The following is a 23,070-nucleotide window of genomic DNA, read 5'->3' on the forward strand; positions in this document are numbered from 1 at the left end:
TCAAATCTCTGCGTACATTCGGCCCGGATTGAAAATCCCGTGCGGATCGAGTTGCGCCTTGAGCTGGTGGTGATAGCGCAAGACCGGCGCGGCCAGTGGCTGGAACGGGCTGTCTTCAAGGCCGTGGCTGTAACAGGTGGCGTGACCGCCGACGGCGTTGACGATGGCGCGAATCTCTTCGCCCGTGGCGTCGGACTTCAGCCAGCGTTGCGCACCGCCCCAGTCGATCAACTGATCACCCGGCAGGTCCAGCACGCCGGTAGGGGTCGGCAGCGACAGGCGCCACAGCGGGCGACCGTCGGTGAAGAAATCCAGTCGATGTTCGTTCAACGCCTGCCAATACGCCGGATCGATAGACTCGCCACCGAGGCGATCATGGGCTGCGGCCACAGAGCCTTCACCGCCCTCCAGGCGCAGACGCAATACCCGCCCGTCCTGACTGGCCGCGCTGATCGGCAGCGGTTGCTGGCCCCATTCAGCCAGACGGGCGAGTGCGTGCGGCGTGTCCATTTCCAGAGCGATGCTGGTGCACAGTCGCGGCTTGGGCAGCACTTTCAACGAAACTTCGGTGATCAACCCCAAACAGCCGAAGCTACCCGCCATCAGCCGCGACAGGTCGTAGCCTGCGACGTTCTTCATGACTTCGCCGCCGAATTTCAGGTGCTTGCCAAGCCCTGTGATGATGCGGGTGCCGAGCACGTAATCGCGCACCGAACCTGCCCACGGGCGACGCGGCCCGGACAGTCCGGCAGCAATCATGCCGCCCACCGTGGCATCGCCCACACCACCGTCGCTGTAAGTGGGTGGCTCGCACGGCAGCATCTGTCCGGCAGCGTCCAACGCGGCATTCAGCTCGCTCAGTGGCGTCCCGGCGCGGGCGGTGATCACCAGTTCGGTGGGGTCATAGGTGATGATGCCGCGATGGGTGCGGGTGTCGAGCACCTCGCCAGCTACCTCGCGACCGAGAAACGCCTTGCTGTTGGCGCCTTGAATGCGCAGCGGCAAACCGGATTGGATGGCCTCGTTGACTTGCGCCAACAGTTCATCACTGGCGTCGCGGTCCTGCGCGCTCAGGTTGATTTGACGTTCGGCACCCATCAGAAACGCTCCAGTTCAGGGAAGGGCAACTTGCCCATGTGCACATGCATCGCGCCGAATTCGGCACAGCGGTGCAGGGTCGGAATGTTCTTGCCGGGGTTGAGCATGCCGCTTGGGTCGAACGCTGCTTTCACCGCGTGGAACAGGGTCAACTCGTCGCTGTTGAACTGGGCGCACATCTGATTGATCTTCTCGCGGCCCACGCCGTGTTCGCCGGTGATGCTGCCGCCGACTTTCACGCACAGTTCGAGAATCTTGCCGCCCAAAGCTTCGGCGCGGTCCAGCTCGCCCGGCCGGTTGGCATCGAACAGGATCAGCGGGTGCATGTTGCCGTCACCGGCGTGAAACACGTTGGCCACGCGCAGGCCGTATTCTTCGGACAGCGCCGAAATACCCTTCAGCACACCCGGCAGTTCCCGGCGCGGAATGGTGCCGTCCATGCAGTAGTAATCCGGTGACAGCCGACCGACCGCCGGGAAGGCGTTCTTGCGACCGGCCCAGAAACGCACGCGCTCGGCTTCGTCTTTGGCCTGACGCACTTCGGTGGCCCCGGCTTTTTCCAGCACCGCGCGCACGCGGTCGCAGTCGTCGTGAACGTCCGCCTCAACGCCATCCAGTTCGCACAGCAGAATGGCCTCGGCGTCCACCGGATAACCGGCATGGATGAAGTCTTCAGCGGCGCGAATGGCCAGGTTGTCCATCATCTCCAGCCCGCCGGGAATGATGCCCTCGGCAATGATGTCGCCCACGGCGCGACCGGCTTTTTCCACCGAGTCGAATGCGGCCAGCAGCACCCGCGCCACCTGGGGTTTGGGCAGCAGTTTCACGGTGACTTCGGTGATGATCCCGAGCATGCCTTCGGAGCCGGTGAACAGCGCCAGCAGGTCGAAGCCGGGGGAGTCCAGCGCGTCGGAACCGAGCACCATGCGCTCGCCTTCAACGGTAAGGATGTCGACCTTGAGCAGGTTGTGCACGGTCAAGCCGTACTTGAGGCAATGCACGCCACCTGCGTTTTCCGCGACGTTGCCGCCGATGGAACAGGCGATCTGCGACGACGGATCGGGGGCGTAATACAGATCGAAGGGCGCCGCGGCCTGGGAAATCGCCAGATTGCGCACACCGGGTTGTACGCGGGCAAAGCGCCCGGCGGGGTCGATGTGCAGGATCTTGTTGAAGCGCGCCATCACCAGTAGCACGCCTTTCTCCAAAGGCAGAGCGCCGCCGGATAACCCGGTGCCTGCGCCGCGGGCCACCACTGGCACGCCGCGTTCATGACAGACCTTGAGCAGCGCCTGCACCTGCTCGACTCGTTCGGGCAGCACCACCAGCATCGGCGTGGTGCGGTAGGCCGAAAGGCCGTCGCATTCATAGGGGCGCAGTTCTTCCTCGCGGTGGAGGATGTCCAGATCAGGCAATCGCGACTGCAAGGCTTGCAGCAACTGGGCCTTGTCGATGGCAGGCAACGCGCCATCGACGCTTTCGTCGTACAGGATATTCATGGTGGGTTCGTCACCCTGTCATTGTTTTTATTGATGGCCCGTTCCTGACCGGAACGTTCTGCGGCTGACTTGCATCATTGGCCGGAAGGGATTTACTGTCCATGGCAAAACGCACTGGTCGAACCAGTTTTTTTTGGCGTTTGCACAATGTATTTCTATAAAATCAATTTGAATCAAATAGTTATGAGATGTGATGGGACGTTTTGTTGTTGTTGCTGGATCTGGTCATACCAGTTGTCGGCTCGGGGTACCTTGTGGGAGACGGCCGGGCGGCGCTCCGCTTGGAGGCGAATGCGATACATCGGATAAAGATGAGTTGACTGTCACACCGCTTTCGCCAGCAAGCGGAGCGCCGCCCGGCCGGCTCCCACAATGAGTGATCTGCCATGGACACCTTCAACACTGAACGCCCACAACAAGTCGCTGACGTCGTCAGCGAACGCATCGAGCGCCTGATCGTCGACGGCGTGCTCAAGGTCGGGCAATCGCTGCCCTCCGAACGGCGCCTCACCGAGAAACTTGGCGTGTCCCGCACCGCGTTGCGCGAAGGGCTCAAACTGCTGCGCGCCCGAGGCATCATCGAAACCCGCCACGGTCAGGGCTCGTTCGTCGCACAGATGGGCGGGCTGGGCATCACCGCTGCCTCGCCGCTGATGCACCTGTTCGCCTCCCAGCCGCGCACGCTGTACGACCTGTTCGAAGTACGCAGCCTGCTGGAAGGCGAGTCCGCACGGCTGGCCGCATTACGTGGCACCGACGCCGATTTCGTGCTGATCACCCGTGCCTACGATGCCCTGGTCGCGGCCCATGATCACGAATTGCCCGCTTCCGAACATGCGCGACTCGATCATGCCTTTCACCTGACGATCTGCGAGGCATCCCACAACCCGGTGCTGGTGCAGACCCTGCGTTCATTGACCGATTTGCTGCTCAACACCGTATTTGCGTCGGTCAACAACCTCTATCACCGTGAAGCCGAGAAGCGCCAGATCGACCGGCACCATGCGCGGCTCTATAACGCGGTGACTGGCAGGCTACCGGAGCAGGCGCGCAAGGCCGCTGTGGCGCATATTCAGAGTATTTGCGACAGCCTGCGGGAGATTGAAAACGAGGAGCAACGGCTGGTGCGCGCGACGTTGCGTCTGGAGGGATGGATCTGATCAGGCAGCGTTGGGCTGTCGGGCCTTATCGCGAATGCATTCCCCCGCAGGTATCGTGTTTACGCTTGACTCTGGGTGATAGATCATTCAGTTTGTTACGCATTGCGTAAACAATTTACGATAATAACAAAAAGCAGGGCCTGCCCGTGGATCTCTATACCTACTACCGATCAACCTCCAGCTATCGCGTGCGCATCGCACTGGCGCTGAAAGGGCTGGAGGTCAACGCGATTCCCGTCAACCTGATCCGCGACGGTGGCGAACACCGCAAACCGGATTATCGGGCCATCAACCCGCAAGGGCGCGTTCCGGCGCTGCGGGTGGACACGTCTGAGGTGATCATCCAGTCCCTGGCGATCATCGAATATCTGGAAGAGCGCTACCCCGAATCGCCCTTGCTTCCCACCGACCTGATCGAACGCGCGAAGCATCGTGAAATCGCCGCGCTCATCGGCTGTGACATCCACCCGCTGCACAACGTGGCCGTGCTCAACCGATTGCGTGGGCTGGGTCATGACGAGGGTGATGTGACGGCCTGGATCGGCCATTGGGTCAGCGAAGGTTTGGCCGCTGTTGAAGCACTGATCGGCGATGATGGCTTCTGTTTTGGTGCCGTTGGCCTTGCGGATATTTACCTGTTGCCGCAAGTCTACGCAGCCCGTCGTTTCAACGTGATCCTGAGTGCTTTCCCACGCATCTGTCGGGTCGAAGCGTTGGCCCTGCAACACCCGGCCTTCAAGGCAGCGCATCCAGATGCGCAAGCTGATAAGCCGGAGTAATCTTTCCTACATGAAAATCTTCGGTCTGCAACTGATCTTTGGCGACTTTCTCGCCCGTAGTGTGCGGGGGATTCCCTGCGCGCCTCCCCGCTGAACAGTGACTTTCGCCGCCGTGCCTTTCACTTTTTAGCAGGAGCAAGACCGTGACCGATCTCTACGACAACCCCATGGGCCTGATGGGCTTCGAGTTCATCGAATTCGCCTCGCCAACCCCCAACACGCTGGAGCCGGTGTTCCAGATGATGGGTTTCACCAAAGTCGCCCACCACCGTTCCAAAAACGTGGCGTTGTACCGCCAGGGCGCGATCAACATCATCCTCAACAACGAGCCGCGCAGTGAAGCCTCATACTTTGCTGCCGAACACGGCCCGTCTGTGTGCGGCATGGCGTTCCGGGTCAAGGACTCGCATCAGGCCTACAAGCGTGCGCTTGAGCTGGGGGCGCAACCGATTGAAATCGCGACCGGGCCGATGGAGCTGCGCCTGCCTGCGATCAAGGGCATTGGCGGCGCGCCGTTGTACCTGATCGACCGTTTTGGTGAGGGCACCTCGATCTATGACATCGACTTCGTATTCATCGAGGGGGTTGACCGCCATCCGGAGGGCGCGGGCCTGCAGTTCATCGATCACCTGACCCATAACGTGTACCGCGGGCGTATGGCGTATTGGGCGAACTTCTATGAAAAGCTGTTCAACTTCCGTGAAATTCGCTACTTCGATATCAAGGGTGAGTACACCGGTCTGACGTCGAAAGCCATGACCGCGCCGGACGGCATGATCCGCATTCCACTCAACGAGGAGTCCTCGAAGGGTGCGGGGCAGATTGAAGAGTTCCTGATGCAGTTCAACGGGGAAGGCATCCAGCACGTGGCATTTTTCACAGAGGATCTGGTCAAGACCTGGGACCGTCTGAAGGCCCTCGGTATGCGCTTCATGACCGCGCCGCCGGACACCTACTACGAAATGCTTGAAGGCCGTCTGCCAAACCACGGCGAGCCTGAAGAGGCATTGAAGGCCCGCGGCATTTTGCTGGATGGCACGTCAGAAGGTGGTAACAAGCGGTTGTTGTTGCAGATTTTCTCGGAAACCCTGATGGGACCGGTGTTCTTCGAGTTCATCCAGCGCAAGGGCGATGACGGCTTTGGCGAGGGCAATTTCAAGGCACTGTTCGAATCCATCGAGCGTGACCAGTTGCGCCGTGGGGTGTTGACGGCGGATTGAGGTCTGACAGTCTGCGCTGATCTCTGTGGGAGCCGGCTTTCTCGCGAAAGCGGTATTTCTGTACCGAAGAAGGTGACTGGCCCGATGTATTCGCCAGCGAGCCGGCCCCCGCAGTTCAGCGTCGAAAGTGCGATATTTGGCGCTGCACCTCAATACGCTTTCGGCATTTCCCCACCCATCCGCGCACTGATGGTCTGTGCGGTTTGCAGCAGCTTCTGCGCCACCGCCTTCTGGCGTTCATCGGTCAATGCCGACGCCGAACCTACAATCGTCACCACCCCCACCAGTTTGTGGCCCATGGCGAACACCGGGGAAGACACCGCGTTGACACCTGCCATCAGCAAGCCGTGAATTTGATGCACACCCGTGCTGCGGATTTCCTTGATGTGGCGGTCTGTCTCTTTTAGTTGCTTTGCGTTCAGGTGCGCTGATTCCGCCTCGCGCAGCAGGGCGGTTTCTGCGGGAGAGAGGAACGCGTCGAACACTCGTCCGGTCGATGACCCGAGCAGCGGCAATACCGAGCCGATCTGCGTGACCAGCGTCACCGCGCCCAGCGACTGTTCGAGGTACACCACTGTCGGACCCTTGTTGCCCCACACCGCGAGAAAGCAGGTTTCGTTGATGTCGTCGCGCAGGGCGATCAGTTCCGGTGCGCTGACTTTCAGTACGTCCAACTGGCTCAATGCCGCCAAGCCCACCTGTAACGCTGAACGACCCAGCCGGTAATGGCTGGTCATGGGGTCCTGCTCGGCAAAGCCGCTGTCCACCAACGCCTGAAGGTAGCGGTGCACCTTGCTGGCGGGCATATCGACGTATTCGGCCAGCTTCGACAGCGAGGTGGCAGGGGCCAGTTCAGCGAGTGCTTTGAGAATGCCGACGCCGACCTCGGCGGATTGCACCTTTTGTTGGCGTGGGACTACTGGGGTTGAGGAATCGTCTGTCATGGGCCAAGGCGTCGGTCTGAAAATGCTGCTTTATAGCTTGACCGTCGCGGGAACTCAAATTACGTTATTCGTAATCCATTTACGAATAACATGTTTTCCTTTGTAGCAGCACGGCTTGCCGGCGGTAGCGACAGTTCAGGCGCAACCGTCGGTGAGTCGGAATGCTACGGAGGCATGCAAGCCCTCAATAAAAACAAGAGGTCGAGATGCTCAACACATCCGCACCCGAAGCCCTTCGGTATCAATCCGGCTTTGGCAATCACTTCTCCAGCGAGGCGGTGCCCGGGGGGTTGCCCGTGGGACAGAACTCGCCACAACGTCACCCCCTGGGTCTGTATACCGAACAGTTCTCCGGCACGGCGTTCACCGTTCCTCGTGCCGAGGCGCGGCGGGCCTGGCTCTACCGTATCCACCCCTCAGCCGCGCATCCGGCGTTTCAGCGTCTTGAGCGGCAGATCAGCGGCCAGCAACAAGGTCCCGTTACCCCGAATCGCCTGCGCTGGAACGCCTTCGATGTTCCCGTCGAACCCACTGACTTCATCGACGGCCTGATCGCCTTGGCCAGTACCTCCGCAGCCGATCAGGCCGAGGGCGTCAGCGTGTATGTCTACACCGCGAATCAGTCCATGCAGCGGGCGTTTTTCAATGCCGACGGCGAATGGTTGATCGTTCCCCAGCAAGGCCGCCTGCGGCTGATCACTGAGTTGGGTCGACTGGACATCGAGCCTCAGGAAATTGCAGTGATCCCCCGTGGCCTGAAATTCCGCGTGGACCTGCTCGACGGACAGGCGCGGGGCTACATTTGCGAAAACCACGGCTGCGCGCTGCGACTGCCAGATCTGGGCCCCATTGGCAGCAACGGTCTGGCCAATCCGCGTGATTTTCAGGTGCCGGTGGCGCACTTCGAGAACGACCCAACGCCCACGGTACTGATGCAGAAATTCCTCGGCGAACTCTGGGCAACGCAACTGGCGCACACGCCATTCGACGTCGTCGCCTGGCATGGCAACAACGTGCCGTATAAGTACGACCTGCGCGTGTTCAACACCCTCGGCACCGTGAGTTACGACCACCCGGACCCGTCGATTTTCACCGTGCTGACATCTCCGAGCGCCATCCACGGCCAGGCCAACGTCGATTTCGTGATCTTCCCGCCGCGCTGGATGGTGGCTGAAAACACCTTCCGTCCGCCGTGGTTTCATCGCAACCTGATGAACGAGTTCATGGGGCTGATCGACGGCGCCTACGACGCCAAGGCCGAGGGCTTCATGCCCGGCGGCGCCTCGCTGCACAACTGCATGAGTGCTCACGGCCCGGACAACGCCACGGCGGAAAAGGCCATGGCCGCCGACCTCAAGCCGCACAAGATCGAACAGACCATGGCCTTCATGTTCGAGACCGGCAAGGTCCTGCGCCCCAGCCGCCACGCGCTGGAATGCCCGCAACTGCAAAGCGACTACGATGCCTGTTGGGACGGCATCGCCAACACCTTCAAACCTTTCGAGACGGACAGCCAACGATGAGCACTTCCAGACACCTGCGCAGTTGGGTGACCTGCGCCAACGACCACCCGGATTTCCCGTTGCAGAACCTGCCATTTGGCGTGTTCAGCCGCGAAGGCGGCAGTGCAAGAGGGGGCGTGGCCATTGGTGATTTCGTTTTCGATTTGCAGGTGGCCTACGAAACCGGGCAGTTCAAGGGAGAGGCACGGATAGCCGCCGAAGCGGCGCGACATGGGCAGCTCAACGCGTTTTTCGCCTTGGGTGCGGTGTCTCGGCAGGCGCTGCGCCATGCGTTGCTGGATCTGCTGAGTGAAGGCAGCGCGCAGCGTAAAGAATTGGAGATATTGGGCGATGCCTTGCTGGTGCCGATGAGCGAATGCCGGATGCACTTGCCCGCGCAAGTGGGCGACTACACCGACTTCTACGTGGGCATACATCACGCGACCAACGTCGGCAAACTGTTTCGCCCGGACAGCCCGTTGCTGCCGAACTACAAGTACGTGCCCATCGCCTACCATGGGCGCGCTTCGACGCTGCGGGTCTCAGGTACACCGGTCAAACGCCCGAATGGCCAGACCCTGGCACCGGGAGCTGAAGTGCCGTCGTTCGGTCCGAGCAAGCGTCTGGATTACGAACTGGAATTGGGTGTGTGGATGGGGCCTGGCAATGATGTGGGCGAGCCGATCAATATCCGCGAAGCCGGTCAGCGCATTGCCGGGTTCTGTCTGCTGAACGATTGGTCGGCGCGGGATCTTCAGGCGTGGGAGTACCAGCCGTTGGGGCCGTTCCTGTCCAAGAGCTTCGCCACCAGCCTGTCGCCGTGGGTGGTCACCGCCGAAGCGCTGGCGCCGTTCCGTTGCGCGCAACCCCAGCGCCCGGAAGGTGACCCTCAGCCGCTGGAGTACCTGTTCGATGAACAGGATCAGGTCGAAGGGGCGCTGAACATCGAGCTGGAAGTGTTGCTGCTGACGGCCCAGATGAAAGCGCGGGGTATCGCGCCTTATCGCCTGGCGTTGAGCAACACGTTGAACATGTACTGGACGGTGGCGCAAATGGTCACCCATCACAGCGTCAATGGTTGCCAGTTGCAGGCGGGGGACCTGTTCGGCACCGGCACCTTGTCCGGGCCGCAGACGGGGCAGTTCGGCAGTTTGCTGGAGATGACCGAGGGCGGCAAACACCCGGTCGAACTGCCAGGCGGCGAGACACGCACCTTCCTGCAATCCGGAGATGAAGTGATCCTCAAGGCGCGCTGCCGCAAGGACGGGGAGGTGAGTATCGGGTTTGGGGAGTGTCGTGGGGTGATTGTCGGCTGAGTTCCTCAGCTCCGGCATCCTTCATGTGGGAGCCAACTGGGTCGCGAATGCGTTGTATCAGGCAATTCATGTGTTGCTGATTCACCGCTTTCGCCAGCAAGCCGGCTCCCACAGGTTCGGCGTCGCACAAGGGGCTTGGATCCGGCGCGACCATTGTGGGAGCCGCCTCTGGTGGCGAATGCAGTTGGACAGCCAACATGGCATCTCCCGCAGGATCGCGTTTTGTCAGTTGAACCCTGCGACCAACGACCCGCTGCGTGGCAAAAATCGCCCCTGCCGCTCTCCCTGTGGTTTGCCTAGGGCATAACTCAACTGCCCGTTCACCCACACGCCGTCGATGCCTTCGGCAGCGCGTTTCGGTTCCTTGAAATCGGCTACGTCCCGCACGGTGTCCGGGTTGAACAACACCAGATCCGCCCAATACCCTTCGCGCACGAAGCCGCGCTCATGCAGACCAAAGCGTGTCGCAGTCAGTCCGGTCATCTTGTGAATGGCCCGGTGCAACGGAAACAATCCCAGGTCGCGACTGAAATGCCCTAGCACACGTGGGAATGCGCCCCACAGACGCGGGTGAGGGAAGGGGTCTTCGGGTAGCCCGTCCGAGCCGATCATCGACAGCGGATGTTTCATGATGTTCTGCACATCGTTCTCGTCCATGCCGTAATACACCGCGCCTGCCGGTTGCAGTTGGCGCGCGGCGTCCAGCAGTGACACGCCCCAGTTGGCGGCAATCTCTTTGAGGTCACGTCCGCTTTGATCAGGGTGCGGCGTGGACCAGGTAATGGTGATGCGGAAGGCGTCCGTCACCTGCTTCAAATCCAGCGTCGACGAACTGGCCGCATACGGGTAGCAATCGCAACCGACTGGGTGGCTCGATGCAGCTTTTTCCAGCGAGGCCAGGAGTTGCGGGCTGCGCCCCCAGTTGCCTGCGCCTGCGCATTTCAAGTGAGAAATCACCACGGGCGATCGCGCATGACGGCCAATGTCGAAGGCTTCGTCCATGGCGTCCAGCACCGGCTCGAACTCGCTGCGCAGATGAGTGGTGTACACCGCGCCGAAGGCCGTCAACTCCTCGGCCAGTTGTTTGACCTCGTCAGTCTCTGCCGCGTAGGCCGTGGCATACGCCAGCCCGGTGGACAGCCCCAGTGCGCCGTCTTCCAGGCTTTGGCGCAGTTGTTCGCGCATGGCGCTGATTTCGGCAGGGTGAGCGGTGCGAAACAGGTCGTCCAGATGGTTGCTGCGCAGGGCAGTGTGGCCGACCAGTGCCGCAACGTTGACCGCCGGACGCGCCTTGTCCACGGCGTTGCGGTAGTCGCGAAAGCGCGGGTACACGAATGCTTTGGCGGGGCCGAGCAGGTTCATCGGGTCCGGTGGATCACCCGCGAGCGTCACCGGAGACGCGCTGATGCCGCAGTTGCCGACGATGACTGTGGTCACGCCTTGGGTGACCTTTGGCAGCATGTCAGGCTGGCGAATGACCACAGTGTCGTCGTGGGTGTGCACGTCGATAAAGCCTGGTGCCAGCACGCGGCCTGCGGCGTTGATGTCTTCGTTCGCCGAAACGCCTTTCAGATCGCCGATGCGCTGGATGCGCCCGTCACGAATCGCCACGTCGGCGCGAAAGCCGGGCGTGTCGCTGCCATCGATCACTAGCGCGTCGCGAATGATCAGGTCATAAAGCATGGGTCAGTCTCCAAGCGGCAGGCCGTCGTCGCCGCCGCGGTAATCGTCGAGGGCCAGCTTGATGCGGCGCAGGCGTTCCTGATTGTCATCCGGAGCGATCAACGCCAGTTCGGTGGCCAGCACGTCGAGGGTCAGCAGCATGCCGTAGCGCGCCGCCGTGGGTTTGTAGATGAAGTTGGTTTCAGCGATCTGCAACGGCAGCAGTACGTCGGCCAATGTCGCGAGAGGCGACTGGGGAAGGGTGATCGCCACGACTTTCGCGCCGTAACTGCGTGCCAGTGTCACGGCATCCAGCAGTTCCGGGGTCAGCCCGCTCAGCGAGCAGACGACCAGACTGTGATCAGGACCGAGGGTGGCGGCGATCAAGCGCATCATCACCGGGTCGCGGCAGGCGGCGATCGGGTAGCCCAGGCGCACGAGGCGGGTTTGCAATTCGTCGCTGCACAAGCTGGAGCAGCCGCCCATGCCGAAACTGTGGATCATCCGCGCCGGGGCGAGCAGGGCGACGGCAGCCTTGAAACGGGCGTCGTCGAAGCCCGCCAGATGCTGGCGCAGAGTGGATTCGATGTCGCCGACGATCTGGCTGAAAAACGCCGACTGTTCCGGCGCCTGTTCCGGTTTGAGAAAACGGCTGCCCACGCCACTGGCCTGCGCCAGTTGCAGGCGCAGGTCGCGCAGGTCCTTGCAGCCCACGGTGCGGGCGAAGCGGGACAGGGTCGCGCTGCTGACTTCGGCGCGGGCCGCCAGCTCGTCGAGGCTGGCGCTGGCCGAGAATGCGACGTCGCTGAGAATCAGTTTGGCGATGCGGCCCTCTCCAGCGCTGAAGGAATCCTGACGGGCGCGGATCTGATACAGGATGTCCACTCAGATCACCTGCGCCAGACCGAGGGTGAGGACGAACGCGATGACCGAAATCAGCGTTTCCAGCACCGTCCAGGTCTTGAAGGTCTGTGCCACGGTCATGTTGAAGTACTCCTTGATAAGCCAGAACCCGCCGTCGTTGACGTGGGAAAAGATCACCGAGCCTGCGCCGGTCGCCAACACCAGCAATTCGGGATGCGGATAGCCCAAGCCCATGGCAACCGGCGCGACGATGCCGGAAGCGGTGGTCATCGCCACCGTGGCGGAACCGGTAGCAACGCGCATCAGGGCCGCGAACAGCCAGCCCATCAGCAGTGGCGACAGATGGAAATCCTGGGCCAGACCGACGATTTCGTTGGTCACGCCGCTGTCCACCAGAATTCGATTCAAACCGCCACCGGCACCCACCAGCAAGGTAATGCTCGCGGTCGGAGCCAGGCACTCCTGGGTGAACTTGAGGATGGCATCGCGATTGAAGCCTTGGGCGATACCCAGGGTCCAGAAGCTTAGCAAGGTCGCCAGCAGCAGGGCGATCACCGAGTTGCCGACAAACAGCAGAAAGCTGTTGAGCGCGCTGCCCGGCGTCGAAATCAGGTTGGCCCAGCCGCCCAGCAGCATCAGGAAAACCGGCAGCAGAATGGTCGCCATGGTGGTCGCGAAACCGGGCAGTTGTTTGCGTGGTTCACGGTCGAGAAACTGCCTGGCCAGCGGGTTTTCATCGGGCAGATGAATGTGCGGGACGATGAGCTTTGCGTAGACCGGGCCCGCGATGATCGCGGTCGGGATGCCGATCAGGATGGCATAAAACAGTGTCTGGCCGACGGATGCCTGATACGCCTGCACTGCCAGCATCGCGGCCGGGTGTGGCGGCACCAGCGCGTGCACCACTGACAGACCGGCCACCATCGGCAGGCCAACCATCAGGATCGATACCCCAACTCGACGCGCGACGGTAAAGGCGATCGGCACCAGGAGCACGAAGCCGACTTCGAAGAACAGCGGCAGGCCCACCAGAAAGGCGATGCAGACCATTGCCCAATGCGCGTTGCGCTCACCGAAGCGGTCGATCAGCGTGCGCGCCACCTGCTCGGCACCTCCGGATTCGGCCATCATTTTGCCGAGCATCGTGCCCAGTGCCACCACCAGCGCGATGTGGCCGAGGGTCTTGCCGACACCTCCTTCATAAGAGGTCACCACGGAGGCGGCAGGCATCCCGGCAACCAGCGCCAGGCCAACGGACACCAAGGTGATGACGACAAATGGGTTGAGGCGAAAACGGGCGATCAGCACGATCAGGGCAATGATCGCGATGGCGGCATAGACCAACAGGGACAGGCCGGTAGAAGGGGGCATGCAACGGTTCCTTGCAGAGAAAGTGGAGGTCAGGCAGGGCGGCGACGGCGTTCAGTCCGGGCGTAGACCTGCGATGAAAACGGTCTCGGCAGTGGGCGTTGCGAAAGGTTCAGGGCATGAAGCAAGGGTCGAAAGGCGACGATCACAGGCAGGCATTATTTTTATCTCTGATTTCGTGATGAAAATTAAATTACACGAAAATCGATAAAAATATCAATTTATGAAAATTAATTTCTTATTGGCCATGCGGCGACTGACCACGGGCAACGCAGATCACCCCGCACTGAACCGCTCCCGATACGCTTGCGGCGTGACGGCCACGGTGCGCAGGAAACTCCGACGTAAGGTCTCTTCAGTGCCAAACCCGCAGCGATCGGCAATCCGCTTGATCGGCAGCGCGCTGTCCCCCAACAACCGGCGTGCAGCTTCAACGCGCAATTGCTCGATGGCCCGGGCCGGGGTGTTGCCGGTTTGGGCGCGGTAGTGGCGCACGAAGCTGCGTTCGCTCATGCCCACTTGCGCCGCCAGCGTGGCGACGGACAGGTCGCTGGCCAGGTTGTCCAGCATCCAGGCATGCAGATCGCCAAAGCGACTGTCCTGGCTGCGGGTGGTGTGTTGCAGCGACAATGCAGTGCTGAATTGCGATTGGCCGCCCGGCCGTTTGAGAAACACCACCAGATCCCGCGCCACCGCCAGCGCCACGGTCCGCCCCAGATCGGCCTCGACCATCGCGAGCGCCAGATCGATGCCTGCCGTTACGCCGGCGGACGTCCACAGCACGTCTTCGTTGATGAAAATCGGTTCGGGATCGACCTGCAACGCGGGGTAGCGTCGGGCCAGCTCCGCGCAACTGTCCCAATGGGTCACCACGCGATGGCCGTCCAGCACGCCGGTTTCAGCCAGCAGGAAGGCGCCCGTGCAGACGGAGGCCACCCGACGCGCGCGTGCTGCCTGAGCCCGAACCCACATGAGTAAATCCTTATCCTGCAACGCCGTATGGACACCTCGGCCACCGGCGATGATTAGCGTGTCGGATGCGGTTGTCGGCAGTGGATACGTCAGCAGCCCAAGACCTGCGGATGACACGATGTGGCCGTGCTCGCGGGCGATGACCATGGGCGAGTAGGGGGCAGGCAACCCGTGCTCCGCCGCATGCACGTTGGCCGACGCGAACACTTGCAGCGGCCCGGTGACATCCAGCAACTGCACATTGGGGAACGCCAGAATGTGAATGGGTTTGGGGCTGTGAGCCATGGCCGTTCTCGATCAAAAGGGTTGGCGTAATCTGTGGGGTTAATGGCGTATCTGCCAAAGCGTATCTGGCTACAGTGAATCCGTCCAATGACTCCCTCACATCCACCAAGGAGCGACCCCCATGACGCTGCACATCGGCCTGTTGGTATTTCCCAAGGTTCAACAACTGGACCTGACCGGTCCTTACGACGTTTTCGCCAGCACGCCCGGCGTGACCGTGCACCTGGTCTGGAAGAACCTCGACCCGCTGCAATCCAGCACCGGGCTTGGGCTGCAACCGACCGTGACGTTTGCTGACTGTCCTGATCTGGACGTGATCTGCGTGCCGGGGGGCGTGGGGATCGATGCCTTGCTGGAGGACGCGCAGACGCTGGCGTTCATCCAGCAGCAGGCGAAGAACGCGCAATACGTCACGTCAGTGTGCACGGGCGCGTTGGTGCTCGGCGCTGCGGGGTTGCTGAATGGCAAGCGCGCGACGACCCACTGGGCGTCCCACAGCCTGCTGGAACAATTCGGGGCGATTCCTGTCAAGGACCGCGTGGTACGGGACGGCAACCTGATGACCGGGGGTGGCGTGACGGCAGGCATCGACTTCGCTCTGACGTTGATTGCCGAGATTTTCGACGCCGACACAGCCCAGGCCATCCAGTTGCAAATCGAATACGCCCCTGCGCCACCGTTTAATGCAGGCCGTCCGGACACCGCACCGGAACAGGTGTTGGCGATTGCCAGAGAGCGTGCCGAACCTGGCTTGCAGGTGCGCCGGGAAATCGTCGGGCGGGTGGTCGCCGCCAAGCGTTAAACCGCTGGGCGGATTTCATACCAGCAGAGAAACAGGTCCAGTGCGGATTCCACCACGGTGACCTGTTTTTCGAGGGTGAGCAGCGGCTCGTTGAGGGTGACTTGCGGCCAGAAGGCGAACGCTTTGAGCAAGGCATGGATTTGCGAGGCGGCAAAACCCGGCTCGACGGCTTTGAGGCGGCCGTCCTGTTGTGCGCCGCGTACCCAGACGGTGAAGGTTTCTTCCCGCTGATTGAGGCGGTTGACCCAGACTTGCGCCCGCTCAGGGGAGTGAATCGTCGCGCCGATGGCCACCCGCGCCAGGTCGATGAAATTGCTGTCGCCCAAGGTGCTCATCTTGGCATTGAGCAGTTCGCGCAACTGGTCGCGCAGCGGTACGCCGGGCCGGTAAGCGGCGTCCGGCTGCGCGGCGGCGCTGGCCCACAGGCGCTGCAACATTTCCGAGAACAGCTCTTCCTTGCTCGGGAAATGGTTGTACACCGTGCGCTTGGAGACTTCAGCCCGGGCAGCGATGCGGTCCATGCTGGTGACCTCAAAACCGTTATCGCGGAATTCGGCAATGGCCGCCTGCACGATGGATTCACGTTTTCGGTCGGTCAGGCGCGTCGGGGCTGTCATGTCGTCTCTTCTGAGAGGTGATGCTGACCTTGTGGGCCGCCAGCAGGAAAATTACACCGAGCAGTTTACTTCTCTTTGGGATTCGTGCAAGCTAGAAACTACACTGTGTAGTGTAAAAGCCTGTTACAACTTCCCGCTTACTTCTTTCTGTCGTATGCAACATTCTGCAATGCGTCCGCCACTGCAGAAACCTCCACCCGTTTCATGGAGTCAGCACCTCATGGCCTCGATCGAAAAAAACCTCGATAACGCTCCTTCGTTGCCGGTCCTTGCCCGCGAAGAGGGTCGCTACCGCAATCACAAGCCCATGCAGCGCTCGGGCTTCGTCAAGACGCTGCGCATCTTCTGGAATGCCATGGTCAACAAGCCTCGCCACACGCGCCCCGTGGGTGAGATTCCGGTTCAGCCGCTGTCCCGTCAGCAACTGCTGGCCGCGCCGAACAACACGGTGTATCGCCTGGGGCATTCGACCGTGCTGCTGAAACTGCGTGACCAGTATTTCATTACCGACCCGGTGTTCGCCGAGCGCGCCTCGCCCGTGCAATGGGCCGGGCCACAGCGCTTCCACCAGCCTCCGATCAGCCTGGAGGACCTGCCGCCGCTGAAGGCGGTGATCCTGTCCCACAACCATTACGACCACCTTGATCACATGACCATTCAGGTGCTCAAGGACAAGGCCGAACATTTCATCGCGCCACTGGGTGTGGGCGATACGCTGATTGAATGGGGCGTGCCCGCCGAGAAAGTCCAACAGTTGAACTGGTGGCAGTCCACCGACATTCACGGCATCCGTTTCGTCGCTACACCGGCTCAGCATTTTTCCGGCCGCAGCCTGCGCGACGGCAATCAGACGTTGTGGTGCTCGTGGGTGATGATCGATGGCGAGCAACGGATCTTTTTCAGCGGTGACACCGGCTATCACCCGGGTTTCAAATTGATCGGCGAGCAGTACGGGCCGTTCGACCTGACCCTCATGGAGACCGGCGCCTACAACGTCGAGTGGCCGGACGTGCACATGCAACCGGAAGAAACCCTGCAAGCGCACATTGACGTGCGCGGCAAGTGGTTGTTGCCCATCCATAACGGCACCTTCGATCTGGCGATGCACGCCTGGCATGAACCGTTCGACCGTATTCTGGCGCTGGCGTGGGATCGCAGCATTTCCATCACCACGCCGGAGATGGGCCAGCCGTTCTATCTGCAATACCCCAGTCGGGGCGAGGCGTGGTGGATGAAAGTCGAGAAAGCGGTCGAGGTTCAGGCGCCGTGTCAGCACAAGCGTCGGTGTAATCGTCAGCCAGCGACCAGTCGATGAACATCAAAAGCGGGGTCAGGGTTTGTCCCGATTCTGATCCCCGCTGACAGGCTCGTTTTTCTCGTGTCCAGGATGGCGAGGCTGTTCCCCTTGTTGATTAGCCTGCTTGTGCCGTTCATCGATTTTCCCGGCATTTTGGGGTGTGTGTTCGAGGTCTTCACGGTTCGATTCATGTGACATCTTCGCTTCTCCGTTTTGTGTTCAGGCACTGATCTGTCGGATCAACATGACGGCTTCATCCTTGAACAATGGCTGTTTCATTCGTTCCGCCAACATGGCCACCTCCCGCTCTCGTTCGCAGCCGACCACTGCCTTTACCGCACCTTGATTGCAAATCAGCGCGAGGAAGTCGAACGCTTCGGGATCTCCCAGGTAAACGATGTCATCCCATGCATCGGCGTGGCCGAGGTAATCCAGACGTTTTTCCACCTGCTGGGTCCAGAAGTAGGGGACATCGCTGTAGTTGTCTTGCCCACCCAGCATATTTCTGGCCGCTATGCGCGCCTGCTGCTGCGCCAGCCGCCAGTGCTCGATGCGTTTGGACTGGCCCGCGAGCGGGAAGGTCACGATGTCGCCTGCGGCCCACAAATCCTTACCTGCGCGCATGCCTGAGTCCACACTCAGCGAGCCGTCTTGCTCTCGTTGGATACCATCGACGAATTGAGTGGCAGGGGTGACACCGATGCCGATCAGGGCCAGGTCGACTGGCAAGCGTTCGCCGTTGCTAAGCACCGCAGTGGTCAGCTGTCCATGATCATCGCTTTCGAAGCGGCTAACATCGACATGGGTGCGAAATAACACGCCGTTCTGCTCGTGCAACGACCGAAGGGCTTTGCCGATGCGCTCACCCAATTGCCCGGCAAACGGAATTTCATGACGGGCCAGCACGGTGACGTTGACGCCGTGTTTGCGTAGCGCAGAAGCCGTCTCTAGTCCGATGAAACTGTCGCCCACAACCAGCGCGTGACGGCCGGGCTGCGCCGCGTGCAGAATTTTTTCTGCATCGTCGCGGCAGCGCAGGGTCAACACGTGCGCAAGGTCTGCGCCAATCAGCGGCAGGGTACGCGGATCGCCGCCCGTGGTGATCAGTGCCGAGTCGTAATCGAGGCGGCGACCGTCCGAGAGGGTCACCCGTTTGTTGAGGGCATCGAGCTTCATCACCTCACCCTGAATGCGCTCGATGCGTTGATCAACGTAGAACGCATCTTCCCGTAAGGCAGGCGTTTCATCTGGGGGCATGTCGGCGGCCAGCACGAATTTGCTCAACGCAGTGCGGTCGTAACCCGGTGAGTGTTCGCGATCGATCAGCAATACTCGACCGTTGAATCCCTGTTCTCGCAGTGCGCATGCCCCGGCGGTCCCGGCGGCACCCGCGCCGATGATGATGAAGCAACGATCGTCGTCGGCGAGGGCTTCTGGTCTCGGTTCCACGGGCTGGTCGTCGACGTGTACCTGATCTTCGATGACTTGCGTCGGATAGCGCGTCAGGGCATCCAGCGCAGGCGGCTCGCACAAATGGCCATCGGAGACCGCGAACTCGGCCTTGTGCCACGGGCAGATCAGATGGCCGTTGCACACCGCGCCCTCTGCCAGTGGCGCGCCAGCATGGGGGCACTCGGCCTGATAGGCCCGAACTTCTTCACCATGCCAGACCAGTACGAGCTTTTTCTTCCCCACTTCAACCTGAATGCCGCGATCCCGACGAAGATCGGCCAGGCTGGCGACTCGATGCATTGGCATGTGCTTATCCTCCCAGGCTTTCTGTTGGGAGTCGGCGGGTCGTGGAGAGGTTCAGAGAATTTGCCGAGCAAGCTCACTCCTACAGAGAAGGGGGTCAACGCTCCAGCCCCAACCGCTCATGCCATTGGGCAATCGACTCCTCAGGGTATCGTTCGAATTGCAGGTCGTTCGGCCCTGCTTCCACTTCCACCCAGGACGCTTTGGAGTCCAGCAACAGGTGCGTATGTTCCGGCGGCGTAGGCAGAGGGGTGTCGATGGCCGAAGCGAAAGGGTGAATCAGTTCCGGCCACTCGGGGCTGAACAGCCACAGACCGCTGCCGCAGTGTTTGCAGAAATGCCGTTCGGCGCTGCTGGTGTGGACGTGCTTGTGTTCGTCGTCACGCATTTTCGCGTGGTAGATCGCGATGCTGTTTTGGCCTTTGACCTTCAGGCTTTTCGCCTCGCCACCCAGGTTGATCGCGTAACCGCCACCGCCCTGAGTCTTGCGGCAAATCGAGCAATAGCAACGCTGATAAGGGTAGGGGTGGGCGCAGGTCAGGCTGAACTCCACCGCCCCACAATGACAGGAACCTTCCAGATGCATGATTCGTCTCCCGTGCTGTTGATCGCTGTCTTTCAGGTCTAGACCGCTCAAGGACGAGGGGTTCGATGTTTCGTCGAACAGGCGTTCGGATTCTTCATCTGACGGCGACTCAAGAAGCGCCTCGCGGCGTCGATAAGCGGTAGTCATACGATGACTTTGCGACGCCGTCACACCTACACGCCCCCAAAATAACGAGCCTACGGTCATGAATCTACGCAACCTGACCATCGCCCGCCGCGCGGGCCTTGGATTTACCCTGATTTCCCTGCTTGTTGCGCTATTGGGCTGGTTTGCCCTCAGCCAGATGTCCACCATTCGCCAAAGTGAGGTGGCGGTCGAAAGCAACTGGATGCCAAGCATGCGTCTGGTCAATGACATCCGCGAGGCCATGCTGCGCATTCGTACGATTTCCCTGCGCATGGCACTGGACCCGGATCCGAAGAATGTCAGCGTCTACAAAGGGCAGATGGACGCCCGCGCCAAGGTCTTGGCTGACAAGCTCACCAGCCTCGATAAATTCATCGACACCCCCGAGGAAAAGGTCCTCTACGACAAATTCCGCACCACCCTGGCCGACTATCAGCGTGGGCTGGCGCAATCCTTCGTGCTCGCTGACAGCGGTGACCTCAAAGGCTTGAACGCCTTGTTGCTGGTGGACATGAAAACCACCGTCGACAACTCCGGTGCGCAGTTGGGGGATCTGGCGGATTTCTACTCTCATCAGGTCGAGCTGGAAGGCACGGCGGCCGAGTCGCAATACGGCCATTCACGCACCATCGTGCTGGTCTTCGTGTTGATCGCGGCGCTGGCCACAGTGATCCTCGCCCTGTGGCTGACTCGCAGCATCATCCTGCCGCTGGAGGACGCCGTCAGCGCCGCCGAGTTCGTGGCCAAGGGCGACCTGACCCACGACATCCGCGTCGAAGGCAAGGACGAAGTGACGCGCTTGCTCAGTGCGCTGCAACAAATGCAGAACAACTTACGCAGTACCTTGAGCCTGATCGGCAGTTCAGCGAGCCAGTTGGCGTCGGCGGCCACCGAACTGAATTCGGTCACCGAAGACAGCCATCGCGGCCTGCATCAGCAGAACGCCGAGATCGAACAGGCCGCCACGGCCGTCAATGAAATGACCTCGGCGGTGGAAGAAGTGGCGCGTAACGCGGTGTCCACGTCCCAGGCGTCGAGCGAGTCCAACGAAGCGGCTCAGGACGGTCAGGCTCGGGTGATCGAGACCGTCAGCTCGATCCAGAACCTCTCCAATAACGTGCAGCACACCTCGGTGCTGGTGCAGACCTTGGCCGACCAATCGCAAGACATCGGCAAAGTGCTGGACGTGATTCGCTCGATTGCCGAACAAACCAATCTGCTCGCGCTGAACGCTGCCATCGAGGCGGCTCGCGCTGGCGAGTCGGGGCGCGGTTTTGCCGTGGTCGCCGACGAGGTTCGCGCATTGGCCCACCGCACCCAGCAATCGACGCTGGAAATCGACAAGATGGTCTCCACCATGCGCAGCGGTTCCAGTGAAGCGCTGGAATCGATGCTGGTCAGCCGTTCCCGAGCCACTGAAACCCTGGAGCTGGCGCAAGGGGCGGGTGAATCGTTGAACCGCATCACTTCGTCGATCAACCAGATTTCCGAGCGCAACCTGGTCATCGCCAGTGCCGCTGAAGAGCAGGCGCAGGTGGCGCGGGAAGTGGACCGCAACATCGTCAACATTCGTGACCTGTCGCTGCAATCGTCGTCCGGCGCCAACCAGATCAGCGCGTCGAGCAACGAACTGTCGCGACTGGCCGGGGAGTTGAATCAGGTGGTTGCGCGTTTCCGGGTGTAGCGTTCGCCTCGTTGTAGGCGCGAGCAAGCTCACGCCTACAGAATCTTTAGCTTAAAGGATTCACCTCATTCACTTGCCTGCACCCGTCTGTGGCTTGCATGATTCGACCCGTCTAATAATTCCTGGCGGGCCGAACCTGCCGAGCAGAAAAGGTGACAAGCAATGGACGATGTGAATCGCGGTTTCAGCAGTTGGTTGCGCTCCCCAGGGCACAAGGCCTGGCTGGCGCAGGAGGGTAACCGGCTGTTGGGCTTCGCCAAGGCAGCGAAGATGCACCAAGGCTTCGGCAATCTGGATGACGTGGGTCGGCTGCCTGCCGACGCAGTCGCTGAAACCATGAACACCGCACGCATGACCCACAGTTTCGCCATGGCCCATATCAACGGCATTCCCGGTTGCGCCGAGCTGGTGGATCATGGCGTTGCCGCGTTGGCGGGCCCCTTGCGTGATGCCGAGCATGGCGGCTGGTTTGCCAAACCGGCAGACAAGGGTGGCGATACCGGCAAAGCGGCTTACCTTCACGCCTTCGTCGCCCTCGCGGCATCTTCTGCCGTCGTCGCCCAACGACCAGGTGCCAAGGAACTGCTGGAGCAGGCGATCCATGTCATCACCCAACATTTCTGGAGCGAAGAAGAAGGTGCCATGCGCGAGTCCTTCGCTCGCGACTGGAGTGATGAAGAAGCCTACCGCGGCGCCAACAGCAACATGCACAGCACCGAGGCCTTTCTCGCACTGGCCGATGTCACCGGTGATGCACGCTGGCTGGATCGCGCGTTGCGCATCGTCGAGCGGGTGATTCATCAACATGCGGCGGCTAACGATCATCAGGTGATCGAGCACTTCACCCTGCAATGGCAGCCGGTCCTGGAATACAACGATGACAAGCCGGACGACGGTTTCCGCCCGTATGGCACCACGCCCGGTCACGCTTTCGAATGGGCACGCCTGGTGTTGCATCTGGAAGCGGCCCGGCAGAAAGCCGGATTACCGACGCCTGCGTGGTTGCTGGAGGACGCGCGGGGGCTGTTCGAAAACGCCTGTCGTTACGGCTGGAACGTCGATGGCCTGCCGGGTATCGTCTACACCCTCGACTGGGAAAACCGCCCGGTGGTGCGCCATCGCCTGCACTGGACCCACGCGGAAGCGGCGGCAGCGGCAGCGGCCTTGTTGCAACGGACCGGGGAGCAGTCGTACGAAACCTGGTATCGCACGTTCTGGGAATTCAACGAGACCTTGTTCATCGACCGAGAGCACGGCAGTTGGCGCCATGAGCTGAACCCGCAGAATCAACCGAGTGCCGATATCTGGGCGGGCAAGGCGGATCTGTATCACGCCTATCAGGCGACGTTGTTGCCGGTGCTGCCGCTGGCGCAGAGCCTGGCGACGGCGTTGGCGCGGTTGTAATCGTGCGCTGATCCCATTGTGGGAGCCGCCTGGGTGGCGAATGCGTCGTGTCAGACACACCAAGATTGACTGATCCACCGCCTTCGCCAGCGAGCCGGCTCCCACAGGG

Annotated in this window: 19 protein-coding genes and 1 pseudogene; 10 read left to right on the plus strand and 10 right to left on the minus strand. The window is 61.1% G+C overall.

Annotated features, from left to right (window positions below; all coding sequences use genetic code 11):
- Both glcE and glcD read right to left on the minus strand, forming a co-directional pair.
- Window positions 1-1,074 (minus strand): glycolate oxidase subunit GlcE, encoded by a 1,074-nt coding sequence (gene glcE / locus ACI2KB_RS07975; RefSeq protein ID WP_404633564.1) that lies wholly within the window; start codon window positions 1,072-1,074, stop codon window positions 1-3.
- A gap of 23 nt (window positions 1,075-1,097) precedes the next feature.
- Complete coding sequence (gene glcD, locus ACI2KB_RS07980; RefSeq protein WP_404633160.1) at window positions 1,098-2,597, minus strand: glycolate oxidase subunit GlcD; 1,500 nt, start codon at window positions 2,595-2,597, stop codon at window positions 1,098-1,100.
- A 386-nt stretch (window positions 2,598-2,983) separates the two neighbouring features.
- Here glcD and glcC point away from each other — a divergent pair, with 386 nt between their 5' ends.
- The 3 genes from glcC to hppD all read left to right on the plus strand — a co-directional run bounded on the left by glcC (window position 2,984) and on the right by hppD (window position 5,756).
- Window positions 2,984-3,757 carry a transcriptional regulator GlcC gene (gene glcC / locus ACI2KB_RS07985; protein ID WP_404633162.1) on the plus strand — a complete coding sequence of 258 codons (774 nt, stop codon included), beginning with the start codon at window positions 2,984-2,986 and terminating at the stop codon, window positions 3,755-3,757.
- Window positions 3,758-3,903: 146 nt separating this feature from the next.
- Window positions 3,904-4,536 (plus strand): maleylacetoacetate isomerase, encoded by a 633-nt coding sequence (gene maiA, locus ACI2KB_RS07990; RefSeq protein WP_404633164.1) that lies wholly within the window; start codon window positions 3,904-3,906, stop codon window positions 4,534-4,536.
- A 143-nt stretch (window positions 4,537-4,679) separates the two neighbouring features.
- A complete protein-coding gene (hppD, locus tag ACI2KB_RS07995; protein WP_404633166.1) occupies window positions 4,680-5,756 on the plus strand; it encodes a 4-hydroxyphenylpyruvate dioxygenase in 1,077 nt (358 codons plus the stop codon).
- 149 nt (window positions 5,757-5,905) lie between these two features.
- Here the strand turns inward: hppD and ACI2KB_RS08000 are convergent, their stop codons facing one another.
- Window positions 5,906-6,700, minus strand: a complete 795-nt coding sequence (locus ACI2KB_RS08000; protein ID WP_404633168.1) for an IclR family transcriptional regulator — start codon at window positions 6,698-6,700, stop codon at window positions 5,906-5,908.
- A gap of 206 nt (window positions 6,701-6,906) precedes the next feature.
- Between ACI2KB_RS08000 and hmgA the strand changes: the two genes are divergently transcribed.
- Together hmgA and fahA are read left to right on the plus strand one after the other, a co-directional pair.
- Window positions 6,907-8,223 (plus strand): homogentisate 1,2-dioxygenase, encoded by a 1,317-nt coding sequence (gene hmgA / locus ACI2KB_RS08005; protein ID WP_404633170.1) that lies wholly within the window; start codon window positions 6,907-6,909, stop codon window positions 8,221-8,223.
- A complete protein-coding gene (gene fahA / locus ACI2KB_RS08010) occupies window positions 8,220-9,518 on the plus strand; it encodes a fumarylacetoacetase (RefSeq protein ID WP_404633172.1) in 1,299 nt (432 codons plus the stop codon). Before hmgA ends, fahA begins: the two co-directional genes overlap by 4 nt.
- Window positions 9,519-9,743: 225 nt before the next feature.
- Here the strand turns inward: fahA and ACI2KB_RS08015 are convergent, their stop codons facing one another.
- The 4 genes from ACI2KB_RS08015 to ACI2KB_RS08030 all read right to left on the minus strand — a co-directional run bounded on the left by ACI2KB_RS08015 (window position 9,744) and on the right by ACI2KB_RS08030 (window position 14,669).
- Window positions 9,744-11,201, minus strand: coding sequence for an amidohydrolase family protein (locus ACI2KB_RS08015; RefSeq protein ID WP_404633174.1), 1,458 nt, complete (start codon window positions 11,199-11,201; stop codon window positions 9,744-9,746).
- Between the two features lie 3 nt (window positions 11,202-11,204).
- Window positions 11,205-12,065 carry a MurR/RpiR family transcriptional regulator gene (locus ACI2KB_RS08020; RefSeq protein ID WP_404633176.1) on the minus strand — a complete coding sequence of 287 codons (861 nt, stop codon included), beginning with the start codon at window positions 12,063-12,065 and terminating at the stop codon, window positions 11,205-11,207.
- Window positions 12,066-13,415, minus strand: coding sequence for a gluconate:H+ symporter (locus ACI2KB_RS08025; RefSeq protein ID WP_404633178.1), 1,350 nt, complete (start codon window positions 13,413-13,415; stop codon window positions 12,066-12,068). It lies immediately after the preceding gene.
- Between the two features lie 273 nt (window positions 13,416-13,688).
- Window positions 13,689-14,669 carry a GlxA family transcriptional regulator gene (locus tag ACI2KB_RS08030; protein ID WP_404633180.1) on the minus strand — a complete coding sequence of 327 codons (981 nt, stop codon included), beginning with the start codon at window positions 14,667-14,669 and terminating at the stop codon, window positions 13,689-13,691.
- A gap of 121 nt (window positions 14,670-14,790) precedes the next feature.
- On the opposite strand from ACI2KB_RS08030, the gene ACI2KB_RS08035 reads away from it, so the two are divergent.
- On the plus strand, window positions 14,791-15,471 hold the full coding sequence (locus tag ACI2KB_RS08035; protein ID WP_404633182.1) for a DJ-1/PfpI family protein: 681 nt from the start codon (window positions 14,791-14,793) through the stop codon (window positions 15,469-15,471).
- Here the strand turns inward: ACI2KB_RS08035 and ACI2KB_RS08040 are convergent.
- On the minus strand, window positions 15,468-16,088 hold the full coding sequence (locus ACI2KB_RS08040) for a TetR/AcrR family transcriptional regulator (RefSeq protein ID WP_404633184.1): 621 nt from the start codon (window positions 16,086-16,088) through the stop codon (window positions 15,468-15,470). The two genes, ACI2KB_RS08035 and ACI2KB_RS08040, sit on opposite strands and share 4 nt — an antisense overlap.
- 220 nt (window positions 16,089-16,308) lie before the next feature.
- Between ACI2KB_RS08040 and ACI2KB_RS08045 the strand changes: the two genes are divergently transcribed.
- A complete protein-coding gene (locus ACI2KB_RS08045) occupies window positions 16,309-17,403 on the plus strand; it encodes an MBL fold metallo-hydrolase (RefSeq protein WP_404633186.1) in 1,095 nt (364 codons plus the stop codon).
- A 201-nt stretch (window positions 17,404-17,604) separates the two neighbouring features.
- Here ACI2KB_RS08045 and ACI2KB_RS08050 read toward each other — a convergent pair whose 3' ends face one another.
- Window positions 17,605-19,143: an FAD-dependent oxidoreductase gene (locus ACI2KB_RS08050; RefSeq protein ID WP_404633188.1), complete on the minus strand. Its 1,539-nt coding sequence runs from the start codon at window positions 19,141-19,143 to the stop codon at window positions 17,605-17,607.
- Window positions 19,144-19,237: 94 nt separating this feature from the next.
- Window positions 19,238-19,726, minus strand: coding sequence for a GFA family protein (locus ACI2KB_RS08055; protein WP_404633566.1), 489 nt, complete (start codon window positions 19,724-19,726; stop codon window positions 19,238-19,240).
- 205 nt (window positions 19,727-19,931) lie between these two features.
- Between ACI2KB_RS08055 and ACI2KB_RS08060 the strand changes: the two are divergent.
- From ACI2KB_RS08060 to ACI2KB_RS08070, 3 genes and pseudogenes are all read left to right on the plus strand, one after another.
- Window positions 19,932-20,699: pseudogene (locus ACI2KB_RS08060) on the plus strand (MCP four helix bundle domain-containing protein); the annotation flags it as partial.
- On the plus strand, window positions 20,694-21,557 hold the full coding sequence (locus ACI2KB_RS08065; protein ID WP_404633568.1) for a methyl-accepting chemotaxis protein: 864 nt from the start codon (window positions 20,694-20,696) through the stop codon (window positions 21,555-21,557). The pseudogene ACI2KB_RS08060 and the gene ACI2KB_RS08065, both read left to right, overlap by 6 nt.
- Before the next feature lie 162 nt (window positions 21,558-21,719).
- On the plus strand, window positions 21,720-22,961 hold the full coding sequence (locus ACI2KB_RS08070; RefSeq protein ID WP_404633190.1) for an AGE family epimerase/isomerase: 1,242 nt from the start codon (window positions 21,720-21,722) through the stop codon (window positions 22,959-22,961).
- Window positions 22,962-23,070: the final 109 nt, after the last annotated feature.

The sequence above is a fragment of the Pseudomonas sp. NPDC088444 genome (genome assembly GCF_044900175.1).
Lineage (GTDB): Bacteria > Pseudomonadota > Gammaproteobacteria > Pseudomonadales > Pseudomonadaceae > Aquipseudomonas.